This window comes from Bradyrhizobium sp. LM2.9 (genome assembly GCF_054056555.1).
Genome location: NZ_JBSRYJ010000002.1, coordinates 5,471,096 through 5,487,625 on the forward strand (window position 1 = coordinate 5,471,096; position 16,530 = coordinate 5,487,625).

Here is a 16,530-nt window from a genome sequence, read left to right on the forward strand (position 1 = left end):
AGCACCGTTCCGTAGTTCCGCCTGAAGTCTCCATTTAGTTTAGCTATCTTGGATAGCTCCGAAGAGGTTTCGTGTCCGTCAGCCACGATGCTGGCCCCCATGTCGATTACCAGCACCCTATCAACCACTGTTTTGCCCGACGGCGCAAGACCTATTTCGGTTTATCGAAATCGCGGCGTTTCCGTTTGCATGTGCTTGGACTACGCACTTGCGCTCGCACTCGATGCCAGGCGTCGCCGTTCGATAGAGCACGGCCGTGATGCGGCTGAACCAAGGGGCTTTCGGTCCGACGCGCCCTCGGGTTACGCCGCGATTGAGTCTGCCACGACGTCCGCCCGGACCACGCGATTGCGACCTCGGCGTTTCGCGGCATAGAGCGCCTGATCGGCCATGCGCATGACCTTGCCCAGATCTATTTCGCCATGGGATTGGGCGAGCCCGATGCTGATCGTCACGTTGGTCGAGCCACCTTCGGCGACGACTGCTTCGGCGGCGCAGGCCTGCCGCAGATCTTCAGCGTACTGGGCAGCGCGCTCGTTGGACACCCCGGTCATCACAACGGCAAATTCCTCGCCGCCATGCCTTGCCACCAGCATCTGCCTTCGCTCCGCGAAGGAGCACAACACCTGCGCCACCGCCATGAGCACCGTGTCTCCGAACTCATGCCCGAACTGGTCGTTGATCGCCTTGAAGCGGTCGATGTCGCACATCAGCACGGTGGTTGGCAGGTTCGCATCGCGCGCCTTGGTCAAGGCCGATTCGGCAGCCTGGTCGAAGCCCCGTCGGTTGAGCAGTCCGGTCAGCTGATCGGTGCCGGAGATTCGCTGCAGTTCGGCGCGCGTCAGCGCTAGCTCGCGCATCGTCAGCGCGGACCGGTAGCTCAGGGCCGCCGTCAGCAGCCCGGAAATCATCATGCTGATCAGGATGGACGATTTGGTCACGAAGCCGACGCGCACCAACGCATCGGGGTCGGACCCGAACTGCAGGAGGCACAGGGACAACGTCAAGACCACGGTCAGGCCGACGCTCACGGCGGAGCGCCCCATCGTGTGGCGCAGCGCGTCCTGGTGCGTATTGATGTCGTTGGCCATGGCTCTGCCGCCGTAAAGCGACCAGCATCCGTCCCCTCACCTTCACGGCAGGTTAAGGCACGCCCCGCTCCGCAGACGCCGTTAACGCCGATGTAAAGACTAAGCTCAATTTACGGTAGTTGCCCATGAAAAGCGCAGCGGCGCAGAGTTCTCGTGCTTCAGGGCCGATTTTACCTCGCTTAAGCCTATGGACGCGCTACTTGCCGCTGAGCGACAGACTGATGCGAGTGACGATGTTGTCCCAGTCGCGCTCTTCGCCGGCGGGATAGTTGATCAAGACGCAATGGACCAGCCGCCGGGAGAAGTTGCAGCGGTTGTACCAAACCTTGTCGCCCTTGTAGCTGGAGACCGCAAAGAACCGTGGTGTCACTCGCTTGTACTGAATGCGTGGAGGCGGATGCTTCTTTGCCAGAAAGGTTGCGGGGGAATCGTTCTCGAGGTTCGGAGCGGCCTGGACAGTAAGGTCTGCGCGTCCGTCGGCGGTCTGAAAGCGTTGACCGTAATCGTCGGGTCGGCCTGCGGCCTCGGTAAAGATAGAGGACGGGAAGTCAACGGAGGTGCCGCTTTCGGAGATGTTGTATCTGGTCCATCTAACGGGCTGGGCCGAGACCGCCAACGTGGCTGCGAGTGTCATCGCGAGAGCTGCCAACGTTGTTTTCATCACATTTTCCTCCGGCGTTCACAGAGAAAAAGTAGGCAAGGTCGTCTGTACGTTCCACGACACTAGTTGCTGGCCCTTGAAGGCACGCGAGCTACTCGCCTTCCTCGACGGCATCCAGCCATCTTAGAACTTGGACAACCATCTGCCGCCCTTGGAGAACGCGACGGCGACAGTTCCTCCGGGCTCTTCGGCCGCGTGGTGTTAGGCAGCGCGCAGCGGGGACGTTGGACGACGGAGCCAGCCGACCTCTTCCGCCTGGCACCTCGGACACCTGAACTGGACTTCGCGTTGCACGGAAGCGGACTTTGGGATGTTCGCTGCCATGGGCCATGCGCCGCATCGGGGACATTTCTCGAGCAGGGTTTCCGTTTCTATCATCGCACTCGCTCCTCCCCCTATACCACCGCTCGCCAACGCTCGGAGGCGACCCACGTTCCGGGCGATCCAGAGACGAGACACGGAACGAATCAGCGTGACGACGTTGAATCGCCATGTGTGCTGTGGCGTTGCGTCAGTCTCGTTCGGGAGTATCGCGGGTCCACGGCGCCGTCAAAGCTGCCATTCCTGGTTACATCGAGCCGTGTGATCCCACGTTGCGCGAGAGGCCGCCGCGCGGCGAAGACTGGGTCTATGAAATCAAGGCCGACGGCTACCGCGCCCAGCTGCATCTGCGAGATGGGGACGCCAGAGTCTATTCGCGCACCGGCCTGGACTGGACCGAACAATTCTCCTCGATTGCAGCGAGCGCCGATCTGCTCAAGGCAAACAGCGCAATCATCGACGGCGAAGCCGTGGTGTACGGCAGTGGCGACCTGCCGGACTTCCAGCAGCTCAGGCGGGAGCTCGGCCCCAAGCGCAGCGAGCGTGTGCGCTACCACGCCTTCGATCTCCTGTATCTCGACGGCTATGACTTGCGTCACGCGGCGTATGAGGATCGCAAGCGCCTGCTGCAGCGGCTTCTGAAGGACGCGCCAGAAACCTTCATCTATGTCGAGGCGCTTGCGGCCGACGGCAACGAGGTCTTCGAGAAAGGGTGCAAACTGGGGCTGGAAGGCTTGGTCGCCAAGCGGCTGGGCGAGCCGTACCGCTCCGGGCGGCAGGAGAGCTGGATCAAGCTCAAGTGCAAGAAGAGCGAGACCTTTCCGATCGTCGCCTTCGTGGAGAAGCTTGGGGCGCGCCCGCGCAAGGTCGCCTCGCTCTACATCGGCCGACGCCAGAATGGCAAGCTGCTCTACGCCGGCAAGGTGCGTACCGGTTACACCGAGACGACCGCGCGCGAATTACGCGAGCGGCTGGATCCGTTGATCCGCAACACTTCTCCCCTCGATGCGGCCGTCAAAAAGCCGAAGGCGACCTGGGTCGAGCCGACCCTTGAGATCGAGGTCCAATATGGCGCGCTGACCGATGATGGCCTGCTGCGCGAAGCTGTGTTCAAGGGCTTTCGAGACGATCTCGCGGTGCGCAAGGTCAAGGCGCCGCGGCTGGTGCCGGCCGTCGCCGGCCGGCCGAAGCTGGGCGTCCCCCGAGAGAACATCCTGCAGCTTCTGCCCGAAGCCGTTGCTCCCTCCAAAGAAGAGCTCGCCGACTATTGGACCCGGGTCTGGAACAAGGCGCTGCCGCACCTCGGGCATCGTCCGCTGAAGCTGGTGCGTCACGTGCACGGCACGACCTTCTATCACAAGGGGCCGCTGCCGAAGGACATTCCGGCAGCCGTGCACCAGCTCCGTATTCAGAAGCGCGAGGGCGGCCAGGGAACGCGCCTGTGGGTCGACAGCCTGGATGGTTTCCTTGGCCTCGTCGAGATCGGGGCTGTCGAGCTGCACCCGTGGAATGCGACCGTCGAGGACTTCGAACATGCCGACCGCATCGTGATCGACCTCGATCCCGGCGAGGGCGTCGACTGGAATGCCGTCGTGGAGACCGCACTCGATTTGCGCACCCTGATGAAGCGCGAGGGTTTCGAGACCTGGCCCAAGCTCACCGGCGGCAAAGGCATTCATCTGATGGCGCCACTGGATCAGCCGGTGCTGCACGACAAGGCGCATCGGGTCGCGCATCAGCTGGTCTCCGCCCTCGCAGCGCGCCATCCAGACCGCTATCTCCTGTCTGCCCAGGCAACGCGTCGCGATCGCATCTTCCTCGATTATCTGCGCAACGGCCGTGGCACGACCGCGATCGGCACCTATTCCCCGCGAGCCCGAGAGGGCTTTCCGATCGCCGCGCCCGTGACCTGGAAGCGCATCGAGAGCGGGATCGCGCCGGACGCCTTCACCATCGACGATCCGTTCCGCGCCAAACCAAGGAGGTGAGCCATATGTCGGACGCATTCGATCAATGGGTGGAATGGCGCTACAAGCCTCCCGGCGACAGGCGCAGCATTCCCGCCGAACTCTACGCCGCGGTGACGTCGCTGCCTGAAGCCGATCGCTCGGACCGGCAAAGGGTGAACGAGGCGGTTCGCCGCCATGACACGGCTCGCCGCGAGGGCAGAACCGTATGGCTCTACCTCAACGACGAAGAGAACGGCAAATCGCGGACCATGGGGAATCCCGGCTGGGTAAAGGTGTTTGCATGTGGGGGTGCCGCCGACGCCTGGCTCCAGGACAACGACCCCGAAGGCGTGGCCTGGGAATACGAAGTGGAAGGCGGACCAGTCGAGGGATCGGTGTGGCTCTGCTTGTCCGATCCGGCGTCCAGAGCCATCGGTGAGCCCGATTGGATCAAGCTCTTTGCCTCGAAAGAGCGGGCGCAAAGATGGCTTGAGGGCAGCGAGCCAAAGCGCGACATTTGGCAGTACCCGGTTCAGGAGTGATGCACATGAGTGCGTTCGTTGACAGCTCCGTCTGGTTCGCGGCGGCCGCCAAGCGGGATGCTCAGAATGAGCGTGCCAAGTCGATCCTTCAGAGCATCGACCAATACCTCACGACGGACTTGGTGCTGGTCGAGACGTGCCAGCTTTTAGAAGCCCAATTTGGCCGCGGCCTGGCGGAAGTCTTCTGGGAGCGGCTGCGCGACAGCGGAGTTCGGATCGAACCCATCGTCCGCGCCGATCTCAAGGCGGCTTCGGAGATAGGGGCGCGCTTCCCGGACGAGAGCTTTTCCTTAAGACTCAAGCCGGATTCTTGAGGAACCTGACTTTTTGGCGAAAGTTGTCGGCCATGAAGCCGGCGAAAACATTCAAACAGCAAGCTCGTGTAGCCGAGAAGGCCGCTCAGGAGACGGCCGACGAATTCGTGTCTCGGCAGATGAAGGCCCTGGCCTCAGGATTCAGAGCGCAGGCCAAAGTTCTGAAGAAGAAAAAGAAGAAGGGCAAAAAGAAGAAGGGTGGATGACGAAGGAATCTCTTCAGAACCAAGCCGACCGGGCCGAAGCCCTCGCCGCTCAAACGGCAGACGACGAACTTCGCGAAACCCTCTTGAGGCCCGCCCGGGAATACCGAGAGCAGCTCAACAGAGCGGACGCCCGGCGCGCCGATGGGCTGGGCGCCATACCGAGGCTCTCCGAATAGACAGGCAACGGCGTCTGGGCCGCGACCCAACGACCGATGAGGAACAAGTCTAGCTCGGTCGGAATTGCCGCTCTGAGCTGTCGGCATCTCTGCCGCCACTGTAAGCCGCGTGGCGTCGACGCTGCTGCGGTACCTTCATCTTTGAGGAGATCAGCATTGAGCGACCGGACGGGCAATGAACCTGCACCCTTGGTGCTTATCGGCGTGGCAATCATCCCAATCATTGCGGTATTGGCGTGGTTCGCTTTTTAGGCTGAGCTCTGCCGTGCTCGCAGCCGCTTTCAACCCATAGCTGGTAGGCGCGTTCGCGAATGATTTGTTCCAGATTAGATATCGTGCTCCCTTATGTTCGGAGCGGCATCCTGCCGGCAGACGGTTGACGAGAATTCAACTCGTGCAGGGGAACTTGCGACGGGCGCGACATCGCCCGCCAAGCAAGATGTTTGCGCCGGTGATAGGTTCTAACTGATCTATCGATCGCCTCTGCGCGCCACCATCATCAGCAAGCCGCCGATCTGCGGCAACAACGCCAGCAACATCAACCGAAGCATCTCGAAGTCTTCGCCCGTCGGCCGCAGCAAGCCGCGCGACGTCCAGGCTGCGAGCCTGATGGCAGCGTCTGTTTGAGGATCTGCTTGCAAGCCGACAGCCGTTTGCGCGGCATCTAGAATTTGGCGTCGCTCGGCTACCAAGGCTTCCCGATCCCGGCAGAACTTCCCGACGCCGCCCTTGCACTCGCGATCGCGAGCGATGGTCGCGTCCGAAAGGGCTGCCTGCGCCGTCGTCACGGCGGGCGTAACGCGTGAGGCACGCGCAAGCGTCACGTCACTGAGGTTGGTCGACGCGAAGCCCAGTCCCGCCGTCACGGCGAAAACGAAGGTCACCAGCCAGAGCATCCAGCCGACCAGCGAAGCCGCGCGCTGGCGGGCCTGCCAGAGGTTGGCGGCACAAGACGGCATCCCGAGTGCGATGAGATCGGCGGCCACGCCAAGCGCCAGAAAGAGCCAACCGGCGAAGTCGCTGGAGCCAAGCGATCGCGCGAACCACCCGTTGATTGCTACGCCGACGGCGGCGAGGCAAAGAGCGGCAGCGTTGAGCAGGATCGGCACGAGCTGGCGCCGTGACGGCGTGACGGGAGCCGCTTCGGCAGCAGGCGACACGGGCTTGAGCGTGACGGGCGCTGTGACGGCGGCTGGAGGAGCGACGGATGCGCCGGAGCGCTCAGCCCGGGCGGCGGAGCGTGGCGGGTCGGCGTCGGTCGGCACAAGCTTCGCTTCCCGCTTTCTGTCGCGGTAGGCTTTTGCGCGCTGCGCTGCGGTCATTGCTTTCGGAGCCGATTGCCGGAGCGAGATCACGGCGGCGGAGCTATCGGGAGCCATTCCGGACCTGTCCTCGTGTTTTGGTTTTGTCGATTTTCGCGGCTTTGTCGATATGACTTGGATGCGGGAGGCTCCGTTGTCGAAGGTGAGTTAGGCTTGGCGGGCTACTTCGAATTTGGGTCGCCGCCGGCTGTAACTTTCTCACTGAGCGCCCGCACAGCGGGCGAGCGTTTGCTTGAATTGGGATTGCACCGCCCACGCATCGAAGCCGTCTTTCGGAAAGCTGCCGCGTGCGACCTCGATCTCCGCGGCGCAGCTGCAAACAACTGTTGCAGTCACGCCAGACCGGACCACTTTTTCGAGCGCTCCATTCTGGATGATCGCGCCCACACACGCGTCTGCGAGCCGGCGGACCACTGCGCCGACCTTTTCATTTGCCGCGGCTGGTGGCGCGTGCAGCGCCCATGCCGTCGCCACAGCGACGGCGGACAATACGGCTCTGATCTTCAACGCGCCCTCCTCCTCGTTGGAAACCGGCCCAGCTTGCAGCGCGCCCGTCAGAGCGCAACGAAAGGAGTGCTCTCTGTTCGCTGCCGACGCGATGTTCACGCGCGCTCTGCCCGACGCATTTGCTCAGCGAGCACCGCGCGGAGATCGCTGCGGGGCCGCAGAAGGTCCCTCAATCGAGGTACGAGAGGCGCTGGACACGTTGCACGGCGAGGACGGCCTGATTGACCGCCCGCTTGCGACGAGCCGCCAGGTGGGCCGCGGCTGTTGGCTTCTTCAGCCGCTTCGTCGGAGCCTTCTTCCTGATCTTCTTGATCGGCACGGGACTCCCCGGTGCATGGTGGAGTTCGCAACGCTTGTTCAACTGCCCTTTGCGGATTCGGCTCTTCGTCGTGAGAGCTCTGAAGATCCGCGCGCAGCTGGGTTCGGCACAGACCGACTGATAGCGGATCATCTCGACGTAGCGGCCGTCCCTGCACCAATGGTCCTTGGTCCCGAGGATCTGGTACGGACGGCCTCGGGACTTGAAGAGGCGCCCAAGGGTGAACTTGTTCATTGGATACTCCCGCAACGCTGGCGGAGAACAGACATGTTTGATGACGATTGCCCCAGAGCGGGGCGGGGCGCTCCGCGCATCTCCGCCCGCCGGGGGATTGCGGACACCGCATCCCCCCGAAGGGGTGGACTTGTCCTGATGTCCGCAAAAACACCAACCCTTTGGGAAAATTCAATGTTTTGAGGTTCGCAGACATCTGTGTCCGCAATAACGCGTGTCCTGATGTCCGCAATGTTTAGGATGTTGTTGTAAAGGCTCATTATTGTTGCCTTCGAAGACAGTTGGACGGCGCTCATGTCTCGTTGTCCGCAATCTCGAGGATGAGGTAGAGTTCGCGACCTTGTTTGCCAGTCTTGCGAGCGGTCTCACTGCGCACCGAGTCGCCGTTTTCATAGTGCTGTGGCGTTTCGAACATGCGGCCCAACCGCTTGCGAAGCGCCTCTGATGAGACGAGCTCGGCCAAGCCCGTGTCGATCAGCTCCTCCGCCACAGATTTGATGGTCATCCGTTTTGCGCCGGCGGTTTTCAGTAAGCCGGCTACCGCATCGCGAATTCGAGTATTTTCGTCATAGGAGCGCTCGGTGGCGGTTTTCGCACGGGTGAGCTTCACCGGGACAAGAACACCGACTTCTTCACCACCAAGCCCGCCGATCACGACGCCTTCGCGACGGAAGAAGCGGGGTTCCCCCGATAGAAGCGACATGTTCGCTTTGCCGTCGTCGAAGCGAATGTAGCGATTCTTTTCCTCATCTCGGATTCCGTACTTCTTCGCTGTTGCGGCATCGATGCCGTACAGCGTGGCGCCCATTCGCGCGACGCCGTTTAGAGCGCCCGCACCGCGGGCCGCGTCCATGTCACCCGCGTAGGATTCCCGGTTCGCGGCGTTTGGCGGCTTTCGTGTATGGTGGGCAAGTACCACGCCGCAGCGCCCGTTGACGGCGATACGCCGGAAGATGCGGCCAACGGCCGCGATCTCGACGTTATTGTTCTCGTCGACCGGGTGCAGCTCGACAAATGGGTCGAAGATCGCCAGGCCAATGCCATTCTCTTTGATGAATGCCTCGACGTCGATCGCATCTCTCGATCTGACGACGTGTTCGCCATCCTTCCGAGCAAACATCAATGCCTTATCCGCGCCAGATCCCAAGGCGAGGGCGGGACGGCTGTCTATCATCAGGTCGGGCCAGCCCACGTCGAACTGCGCCATCACAGCAGCTAAACGCCGTTTCAGCTCGGCGAGTTCATCCTCCTGGTTAAAGAGGAACACGCGCTCTCGCTTTGGAATATCAAACCCGACAATCTCGCTGCGCCCCGTCGCAACCGCGACAGCCATCATGAGGAGAAAGGTAGTCTTTCCCACGCCGGGCGGTGAGACTAGGGCGGAAACGTACTGCTTCGCGACGAAGCGACCGACGCAGAATTCGCGTTTCGGGAGCTCGTTGACATCGAAGGAGTCAACCCAGTTGGCTGCAAAAGCCGAGGTGGCTGCTTCGGGTACGGCTGTAAACTCTTCCTCTGCCGCGACCGAATGATTTCTCGACCACGCTCGAGCCAGTTGCCTGGCATCGGCATCCTCCGGGCCATGCTCCCAAATCGCGGCGAGTTGCCCGAACTCCGTTGGGCTGAATTTCCCGCTGCGCCTCAGTCGACCGGCGAGGGCGAAGAGGAAGGCGGATCGGGTAGTGTCGGATCCGCCGATCGCCGATTTGTCCCCAAGCCACAGCCGGTCGAACTTGCGATCCCGCTCACGCAGATCCTCCAGCTTGAGCTTCAGCTCCGGCGGCACTGCACCGTCGCCATGCGCCGCCTCCACGACCCCCATATCCAGATCGATATTGGCGTCGTTAGCGGTTGCGCTGGCCTTACGAGAAGGCTCCACCGGTGAGGCCCAGTCGGCGAGCTCCTCAAGGGTAGTATTACTGTTGCCAATATACTCAATCACCCTGGCGGCGGTGACTTCGTTACGGCCTTGCCTACGCTTTGCGGCGGTCGGAAAGTTCAATGTGCCCGGCAGGCGGCAGAGGCGAGTGATATCGGTAGTAGATTCCTCTGCACCAAGATGCCGCAATATGCCCCGTGTTTGGTTTTCGGCGAGATCAGCGAACTCCGCGGCGGGCTGCTTTTCTTCCAACAGCCAGCCCAATTGAACGCCGCCACCAGAATCGATCGCGAACGAATAGAAGCACTCATCCTCGCAAGCCACGCGCTCCCGAACGGTCTCAAGCCTTTCGCGCTCGCGCGCGAGAACTTCGGGCGTCAGAACGACATTCTTGGCCGGATCCAGGTCCGCAATGACCATACGGACGCTTTGAATGTCTGCTTTCTTGGCTCGTTTGTCGCCGAGATCCGAACGCACCTCGTTGGCGGAGTAGTAGATGTTGCAGCTAGGCCCAAACTTACCGAGAAATGCTGCCGCGCGCGCTTCTCCAGTTGCGTTGAGACAAAACGTTATAAAGCGCTTTTCGTCGCTTTCAGGATGCAGCGCAGCGAGCTGGTGCACACCGTTAGTGTCGAGCCTTCTAAGATGTTCGAGCCCGACCGATATGTCGACTGAGAGATCAAGTCTGGCGTTCATTGCAGCACCTCGCGTGCTGCCGGCTTCATTGTGGCAAATGCAGTTCGTTGATTTTCAACGATGTTCGTGTTAGACATTGCTCACGTTTCAAATTCTGGCCCCGTTCGACTTGGCCGTCGGCGGGGCCATTCTTTTGCCTCGCGATAACGGGTCTTGGCGTTGGAGCGCGCATTGCGCGCGGGCGGGCTCTCCGATTGTTGGCTGCCCTGGAGACTTACCCGCGGCGAGGCGAAGGCCACGGTTCGAATATGAGAACTGAAATTGCTTTGAGATGGAGATGAAGCTCAATCCGGCATTAGGCTGCAACGCCTGCGAATTCGAGGATCGATCCCACGGTGTACGCAACACGACGTGCGCCGATCTTTTTGGCTTTGGGACCTTCACCCCGAGAGCGCCAGCGCTCAAGCGTGCGTTCGCTCAGCCGGAGAACCTCTGCGGCTTCGTTTTCGCGCAGTAGGGTTTCGGGGTCGAGGCGGGCAATCGCGCCTAAGGTTAGCTTGCCCGTAAGCGCATCAGAATGGCCTTTGTCTGGGCCGGTAGCGGTTTTCATCGTGCCACATCCTCTTCAATGGGGAATACGGCATCATGATCGGGGGTAAGGCCAGAAACGGCAACTCGCTAAAATCGACAAAACATACAAAGTGCGAAATGCAAGGGGAGTTTTTCACTCTTTGATTGCCGCCAAACTGAAGGGCTGAGCCAAACATTCTATGCGCGCACGCAGGAAACGAGCTGAAACGACCCGTACCGGCGCTCAACCATAGTTTCCCCCAGCGCGACACGCGCCTTCTCAATCGCCCTGGTCTGAGCCGCGGCCTCATCTTCGGCGAATATTCGGCGCGTATGCTGTTCGCCCTGAGCGTTTCGAAGTGTCACATCATACTGCGTTCTTTGCTTCATCGCCGGCTCCCTTCTGAGGTTCACTGTTCACATCACGCCGTTGCGGCGAGCTCAACCACCGCGGAGTCGTCCACGACACGCGCGATATATTGGGCCCATCGTTGTGCCGCGTCGACGCGCTCTTTCCATCGCGGCTCGCGATCGTAAGTTTCCAACAGCTCTTCGCGCGTGTGGTTTAGCATCATCTCTGCGACTTCCTCTTCGACCCCCGCTGCGGAGAGCCCCGATCGGAACGTGCGGCGGCAGTCGTGCAGGTGGAATTTCACGCCGCACTTTTTCACTAGATCAGGCTGGCGCTTCGACCAGCCCGTCATCCGCTTGCCGCCGGCCCCGGCGAAAACGTAATCGCTCTTCGCCCACTTCTTTTGGCGATGCAAGATTGCCAGCGCGAAGGAAGGCAGCGGAACGCGATGCTCCCGGCCATTCTTCGTTTGCGGGCCGGGAATGGTCCAAACACCTTTCGTGAAGTCGACGTCGGATCGCTTCATCAACGCCGTTTCCTTCCGCCGCTGGCCTAGCAGCAAGAGGATCCGCACGTAGTCTCCATAGGGTGCCGAAACCGCACTACACCCGCGCCAAATCACCTTGAGCTCGGCCTCCGGGATCGCCCTTCCAGTCCTCGAGGTGAATTGAGCGCGCGTCTTGCGATCGCGGCGCCAGCCGCCCAGGGGATTCGCGTGCAATAAGCCGCGATTGACGCACCAGTTTAGAAAGGTCGCGGCTTTCGAGCGCAGATCCTGCGCGGCCCCGGGCTTCTTGCGCTCCTCGAGCTTGGCAACCTGGTTTGCAACCGACTGCCGGTCTATCGTCTGCACATCGACCTTCCCCAGCGGCCCTAGCAATTCCCGCCGGAGCAAAGAGACGATGTGCACTGTATTGACGACATGCCGGCTCTTTAGATGCTCTTCATACGCATCAATGGCGCGGTCCAATCGCGCCGCGTCACGGCGCAATGCCTCTTTCCGCTGACTTTGAGGATCAACTCCGCCGGCAATCTGGCCGGCATACTTGCGCGCGGCCGTCCTGGCATCGGCCAATCGCACGGAGCCAACTTCTCCAAGCGTCATACGCCGCTGAGGCGCTTTCCGCCCTCCTCCGCCAGCCCGGTAGAGCAAAATGAACAGCTTGCGGCCGGACGGCCAGCACCGCACCCCAAACCCGCGCAGCTCGGAATCCCAAAGGACCACTTCGCGGCCTTCCTCCGGCTTCAGCGCTTTGATGCGCTCCTCCGTGAGGTTCACGCGGTTCTGCATTTCGTTCGCCTCTATTGACCGGAAGCACCCCGGAAGCACCGGTTTGCGGGCTCATGCGGAGGCAGTCGGGCTAGTGTCTCATGAAAAGCTAGTAATTACCATAGCTTGACGGGAGAAGCGGTCGCGCGCGGAATCACGCGGGGCCGCAGCACACTTTTGGTAATGGAGAGGTCGACAGTTCAATCCTGTCTGGCAGCACCATTCCTTGGGTCAAATCACGCACAGATCAGCATTCTCGCGGCATCCAGCGCCCGAGTTTTGCTATTTGCCGTAGCCCTCCTCTGTGAAGAGAGCGCAGGGAAGACCGGGTGCCGGCTGGCACCCGCGGTCCGCTGCGCGAAAGCACACGCAGAAAAACCGCACAGCAGCATACAGGTGTAGCCAATCACTCGGCCTTCCCTGCGCAGTGGGTTGACGGCTTATGCCGCGCTCTCCCCGGCGACGAGTTCCTTTTTGTCACCGTCGCCTTGCGAATTGACGATGGCTCGAGACCCGGTTGAGCCCGATCCATCTCCGCAAGGCTTGACCGTAGCAACGACGGCCAGGACCACACGATTTTGCCGTACGCATCGGCGCCGTTCGTCCGCACGCAGAAGGACCTCACGAGGTTCATCTCGCCCTGGTCCCGCCTTCGCGTGCCCGACGCTGCCGCGTCCACCGCACCCCGATCCACGTTCGTTACGACGGACGATCGCCCCTCTCCCCGGACCGGGATGGGGGATTGATACCGCAATTCCGAATTTCGGTAAAGTGGAATATTTTGGCGGGGAGGGTTGACGGGGTCTTGGGTGGGGGCGGGTGTTTTGCCCGACGGGACAGAAGCAGTACATCCCATGTGCCGGATTGATATGGCGCGGCGATCTGCATCTACTCCCATTCAAGCAGATAGGTCTCGCTGAGATCTACCAATCCTAGGTTTACTCGTTGTAAAAGCGAGAACTCGATCGAATCTTTGTTCGGTTTAGATGACCTCGAATGTCCGGGTAGGATAAGACATAGCGAGTTGGAAATGGCTGTCGCCGTTCTCTCGTTGAGACAGACCTAGTCTGAGTCTTCAAATTGCAGGAAGCTAGATGGCAATTTACTTCGACACCCAGACACCGAAAAAGCTATTGGCCGCCTACAAGAAGGCAATTGATGATGGCCACGTCACGACATGGGCGTATGACGAAGATGGTGATTTTACGCACACCGCGGATCAGTGGAATAAGAAAGCTTGGCTCCGGCCCAAGTTTAAAGAAAGCAACGCGCTGATTTTCACTATTGTAAAGCCAAAAGAATCGACGCTCAGTTCAGCGATTTACGCCATTTATCACGGACGCTTCATCGAATCCATGTTGAGGCATTGCGACCAGCTATTTACGGATGCGCGCGCGAGCGCCTTGCCCCAAGACGGGGATGCCTCATGATCAGTACCGCGAACTACTTCTTCATTGATGGCTCAGCGCTAACAGCCCAAATACGCCACCTCCGGCGAACGGATAGCTCGTTTTTAGGCAGAAGGCTTTGCCCGCAGCTCCTGACTAGACATTTCATGATCTCCCTTCGCGAACTCCATGCTGGTTCGTACAAGCGCGTCACATTCTACTTTCCGATCGGAGACGAGACAGCCGTAGAGGACTACCTGGTGATGCCTGACCACGACAAGCCGGGAGAGATTCGTGATATGCACTTCAAATTCTGTGGCCAGAAACTGAAGAAAAGCAAAGAATTTGCAGAGTTCGTCGAAACTCAAGTTCCCAACCAGTTCAAGGATCGATTCAGCAAGAGCGAGAAGGGAATCGATATCGAAATCTGTTGTGATGCATTCAAGCTGGCGAGCGCATCGCGCCTTGATCGGCTCTTCTTGTTAACCAATGACGATGACTTCATTCCCTTCTGCAGAACAATGAAAGAGTACGGCGCAAACGTAAGCATCATCCACTTGTCTGAGACTGTGAATCGAAATATCTCGCTTCTACGGCAAGCAGATAGTTATGATGTCGTGCCCTACCTTGAACTTCAACAGATTTTTCTGCCGCTACCAGAAGAGCAGCCTCAAGAGCCTACGCCGGCTGCGCCACCCGCTTCGGCCCTTAAAGAGGAGGCGGCGGCGCCTGAATCGGCGGTCAAAGCTCCGATCGATCTTGAGGCAAATTCGGCCAAGGAAGAAGGGCAAAATTCTCCGACGCCAGCAAAATGACCATCCGTTGTTGAATTAGCAACGAGGTGAAGTGAGGCAATATCCTTTGAGTTCGTAACTCGTAGGATAGGTAGAGCGAAAGCGAAACCCATCGAGCTCGTAGGGGTAGAGCGAAGCGAAACCCATCGAGGTCTTGCGCGGTGAGGGAACATGATGGGTTTCGCAAGTGCTCTACCCATCCTACGCGCTACGCATGATCAATTTTCGTCATGCACCTGCTGGGCGGCGAAGCGATCGTCGGAACGACGCAGCCGTCGGCAAAGCTCGCGATTGATGTTCTGCAGGACGACCACATAGGCGTGGATATCGGACTTGTAGCAGGCATAGAGCTTCTGGGCCGTCAGTTCGTAGAGCACCGTCGGATTCTCCGCGACCACCGTGGCGGATCGATTCTGCATTTCGATCAGCGTCATTTCACCGAAGAAATCGCCCGGCTCCAGCACGGAAATTGGGACGACGCCTCCCGAATTCGTATGTTTGCTCACGGCCAGCCGACCGGATTTGACGATGAACATCGAGCGTCCCGGTTCGCCTTCCGCCACGACGGTCGCGCCGACATCGAAGCGGCGTTCAACCAGCATCGACATCATGAGGTCGAGGCTTGAGTCCGGGATGCCGCCGAAGAACGGCGTCGCGAGCAGGAACGCTTTCAGATCGGGAACGCTGACGGTCATCGCGCGAGGATACCTCCCGTCGCCGTCAGCGGCAATCAGCCGCTAGGATGGGTAGAGCGGAAGCGAAACCCATCGAGGCCTTGCTCGAAGACGAAACATGATGGGTTTCGCAAGTGCTCTACCCATCCTACGCACTCTCGCCGCGCAACGTTCGCCTTTTCCAGAGGCCAACCATGACCTTGACCGTCGCCGCGAGCACAGCTGCGCAAAGCGCCGCCTTCGAGATTGTCTCCATCGTCCCCTCGATCAGCAGGCAATGGGCGACGCTGGCTACGACGATGACGATCGCGAGGGGAATATGGACGATGCGCCAGGTTCGGAGCCGCAGGCGCAATCGCCGGCGTAGCAGCGCCAGCAGCGCGACGGTGAAGATGGCCCACATCGCGGTCACGCCGAAGGGGGAGAACGGCGTCGGTGATGTATAGGTCAGGGCGTCGATCATATCGGGCGGACTGGTGATCCAGAGGCCGGCGACGTGGATCACCACCGCCAGGGCAAGCACGCCGCCGATCCAGTGATGGGCGCGCCGGCCACGATAGGCCGACAGTCCCGGCAAATATCCGCCGATCAGCAGCGGCTGAACGAGTACGAGAGCAAGCGCGATGATCCCCGCGAAGCCGGCGAGGATGTAGACCGGGCCGCGCCATGCGAGCTGCTCGCTTCCCGCAGCGAGCGCGATCGGCACGCCAATCGCCAAAGCCAGGGCGATCCAGATCAGGGCCACCTTCGCCGATCTCCACCCCTTCATTCGCAACTTGGTCAGGCCGGCTGAAGGACGAAATGCGCCTCGAGGCTGGTTTCCTTCGCGCTCCGCATCACCGGCCGCAGAAAGACGGTTTTGAATTCGCCGCTGTCATAGGCGAGGTGACCATGCGGCTGGCCGAAGATGGGAATGATCTGCGGCATCTCGAGCCGGAACTTGCCGTCCTTGTCGGTGAGCGTGGCGCCATGACTCTGCGGCTCGTGCTCCTGCCCTTCGGTCGTGTGCGCCCAGATCTGGATGCGCTGCCCGGCAAGCGGAGCCCCGTCACCGGCGCGGCGCACCGTGCCGCTCATCCAGAAGCCGCCCTTGCCGATCCGATCCACGATCGCCGCGCCCTTGCGGTAGTTGTTCGCCCCGCCCGACATCGAATCGGTCGGTGCGAGGCCTTCGGCGCGGGCCGGCAGCAGGAGGCCGGAAACGCCGGTTGCCAAAACTGCGGTTGCAAGGACGGAGCCGCCGGCGGCGAGGAGGTTGCGGCGATTGAGTACGACGATGGTCATGTCGGTTCCTCCTGGCGAGTGCAGTGGCTCCACCGAGAGTA

18 protein-coding genes are annotated in these 16,530 nt (G+C 60.6%); 6 read left to right on the top strand and 12 right to left on the bottom strand.

From position 1 onward, the window contains the following. Positions 1 to 302 precede the first annotated feature (302 nt). Positions 303 to 1,091 carry a GGDEF domain-containing protein gene (locus ACVWW3_RS28360; RefSeq protein WP_456647932.1) on the bottom strand — a complete coding sequence of 263 codons (789 nt, stop codon included), beginning with the start codon at positions 1,089 to 1,091 and terminating at the stop codon, positions 303 to 305. A gap of 196 nt (positions 1,092 to 1,287) precedes the next feature. Beyond that, entirely contained in the window at positions 1,288 to 1,752 is a 465-nt protein-coding gene (locus tag ACVWW3_RS28365; RefSeq protein ID WP_456647931.1) for a hypothetical protein, read from the bottom strand. 491 nt (positions 1,753 to 2,243) lie between these two features. On the opposite strand from ACVWW3_RS28365, the gene ligD reads away from it, so the two are divergent. From ligD to ACVWW3_RS28385, 4 genes are read left to right on the top strand one after another with little or no spacing between them, the layout of a single operon-like run. Continuing rightward, complete coding sequence (gene ligD, locus ACVWW3_RS28370; protein ID WP_456647930.1) at positions 2,244 to 4,061, top strand: DNA ligase D; 1,818 nt, start codon at positions 2,244 to 2,246, stop codon at positions 4,059 to 4,061. Positions 4,062 to 4,066: 5 nt separating this feature from the next. After that, a complete protein-coding gene (locus ACVWW3_RS28375; protein WP_456647929.1) occupies positions 4,067 to 4,564 on the top strand; it encodes a hypothetical protein in 498 nt (165 codons plus the stop codon). Next, entirely contained in the window at positions 4,564 to 4,878 is a 315-nt protein-coding gene (locus tag ACVWW3_RS28380) for a type II toxin-antitoxin system VapC family toxin (protein ID WP_456672216.1), read from the top strand. The genes ACVWW3_RS28375 and ACVWW3_RS28380 overlap by 1 nt, the downstream gene beginning before the upstream one ends. 32 nt (positions 4,879 to 4,910) lie before the next feature. Continuing rightward, a complete protein-coding gene (locus ACVWW3_RS28385) occupies positions 4,911 to 5,084 on the top strand; it encodes a hypothetical protein (RefSeq protein ID WP_456647927.1) in 174 nt (57 codons plus the stop codon). A 396-nt stretch (positions 5,085 to 5,480) separates the two neighbouring features. Here the strand turns inward: ACVWW3_RS28385 and ACVWW3_RS28390 are convergent, their stop codons facing one another. The 7 genes from ACVWW3_RS28390 to ACVWW3_RS28420 form a co-directional block, all read right to left on the bottom strand. Continuing rightward, positions 5,481 to 5,594 carry a DUF2934 domain-containing protein gene (locus ACVWW3_RS28390; RefSeq protein ID WP_456672428.1) on the bottom strand — a complete coding sequence of 38 codons (114 nt, stop codon included), beginning with the start codon at positions 5,592 to 5,594 and terminating at the stop codon, positions 5,481 to 5,483. Positions 5,595 to 5,730: 136 nt separating this feature from the next. Then, positions 5,731 to 6,369 (bottom strand): hypothetical protein, encoded by a 639-nt coding sequence (locus tag ACVWW3_RS28395; RefSeq protein WP_456647926.1) that lies wholly within the window; start codon positions 6,367 to 6,369, stop codon positions 5,731 to 5,733. 411 nt (positions 6,370 to 6,780) lie between these two features. After that, positions 6,781 to 7,188 carry a hypothetical protein gene (locus ACVWW3_RS28400; protein WP_456647925.1) on the bottom strand — a complete coding sequence of 136 codons (408 nt, stop codon included), beginning with the start codon at positions 7,186 to 7,188 and terminating at the stop codon, positions 6,781 to 6,783. Positions 7,189 to 7,258: 70 nt separating this feature from the next. Further along, positions 7,259 to 7,642: a hypothetical protein gene (locus tag ACVWW3_RS28405; protein WP_456647924.1), complete on the bottom strand. Its 384-nt coding sequence runs from the start codon at positions 7,640 to 7,642 to the stop codon at positions 7,259 to 7,261. 292 nt (positions 7,643 to 7,934) lie between these two features. Next, positions 7,935 to 10,217, bottom strand: coding sequence for an AAA family ATPase (locus tag ACVWW3_RS28410; RefSeq protein WP_456647923.1), 2,283 nt, complete (start codon positions 10,215 to 10,217; stop codon positions 7,935 to 7,937). 295 nt (positions 10,218 to 10,512) lie between these two features. Further along, complete coding sequence (locus tag ACVWW3_RS28415; protein ID WP_456647922.1) at positions 10,513 to 10,767, bottom strand: helix-turn-helix transcriptional regulator; 255 nt, start codon at positions 10,765 to 10,767, stop codon at positions 10,513 to 10,515. Positions 10,768 to 11,149: 382 nt separating this feature from the next. Beyond that, the gene (locus ACVWW3_RS28420; RefSeq protein WP_456647921.1) at positions 11,150 to 12,370 is read right to left on the bottom strand and encodes a tyrosine-type recombinase/integrase; all 1,221 of its coding nucleotides are present in this window, start codon (positions 12,368 to 12,370) and stop codon (positions 11,150 to 11,152) included. A 1,073-nt stretch (positions 12,371 to 13,443) separates the two neighbouring features. On the opposite strand from ACVWW3_RS28420, the gene ACVWW3_RS28425 reads away from it, so the two are divergent. Next, positions 13,444 to 13,779 carry a hypothetical protein gene (locus tag ACVWW3_RS28425; RefSeq protein WP_456647920.1) on the top strand — a complete coding sequence of 112 codons (336 nt, stop codon included), beginning with the start codon at positions 13,444 to 13,446 and terminating at the stop codon, positions 13,777 to 13,779. Beyond that, positions 13,776 to 14,552, top strand: coding sequence for an NYN domain-containing protein (locus ACVWW3_RS28430; RefSeq protein ID WP_456647919.1), 777 nt, complete (start codon positions 13,776 to 13,778; stop codon positions 14,550 to 14,552). Before ACVWW3_RS28425 ends, ACVWW3_RS28430 begins: the two co-directional genes overlap by 4 nt. Positions 14,553 to 14,749: 197 nt before the next feature. Here ACVWW3_RS28430 and ACVWW3_RS28435 read toward each other — a convergent pair whose 3' ends face one another. The 3 genes from ACVWW3_RS28435 to ACVWW3_RS28445 form a co-directional block, all read right to left on the bottom strand. Further along, entirely contained in the window at positions 14,750 to 15,226 is a 477-nt protein-coding gene (locus tag ACVWW3_RS28435) for a Crp/Fnr family transcriptional regulator (RefSeq protein ID WP_456647918.1), read from the bottom strand. A 127-nt stretch (positions 15,227 to 15,353) separates the two neighbouring features. Continuing rightward, a complete protein-coding gene (locus ACVWW3_RS28440; RefSeq protein WP_456647917.1) occupies positions 15,354 to 15,974 on the bottom strand; it encodes a ferric reductase-like transmembrane domain-containing protein in 621 nt (206 codons plus the stop codon). 11 nt (positions 15,975 to 15,985) lie between these two features. Next, the gene (locus tag ACVWW3_RS28445) at positions 15,986 to 16,489 is read right to left on the bottom strand and encodes a peptidase associated/transthyretin-like domain-containing protein (RefSeq protein WP_247445270.1); all 504 of its coding nucleotides are present in this window, start codon (positions 16,487 to 16,489) and stop codon (positions 15,986 to 15,988) included. Between the last annotated feature and the right edge of the window lie 41 nt (positions 16,490 to 16,530).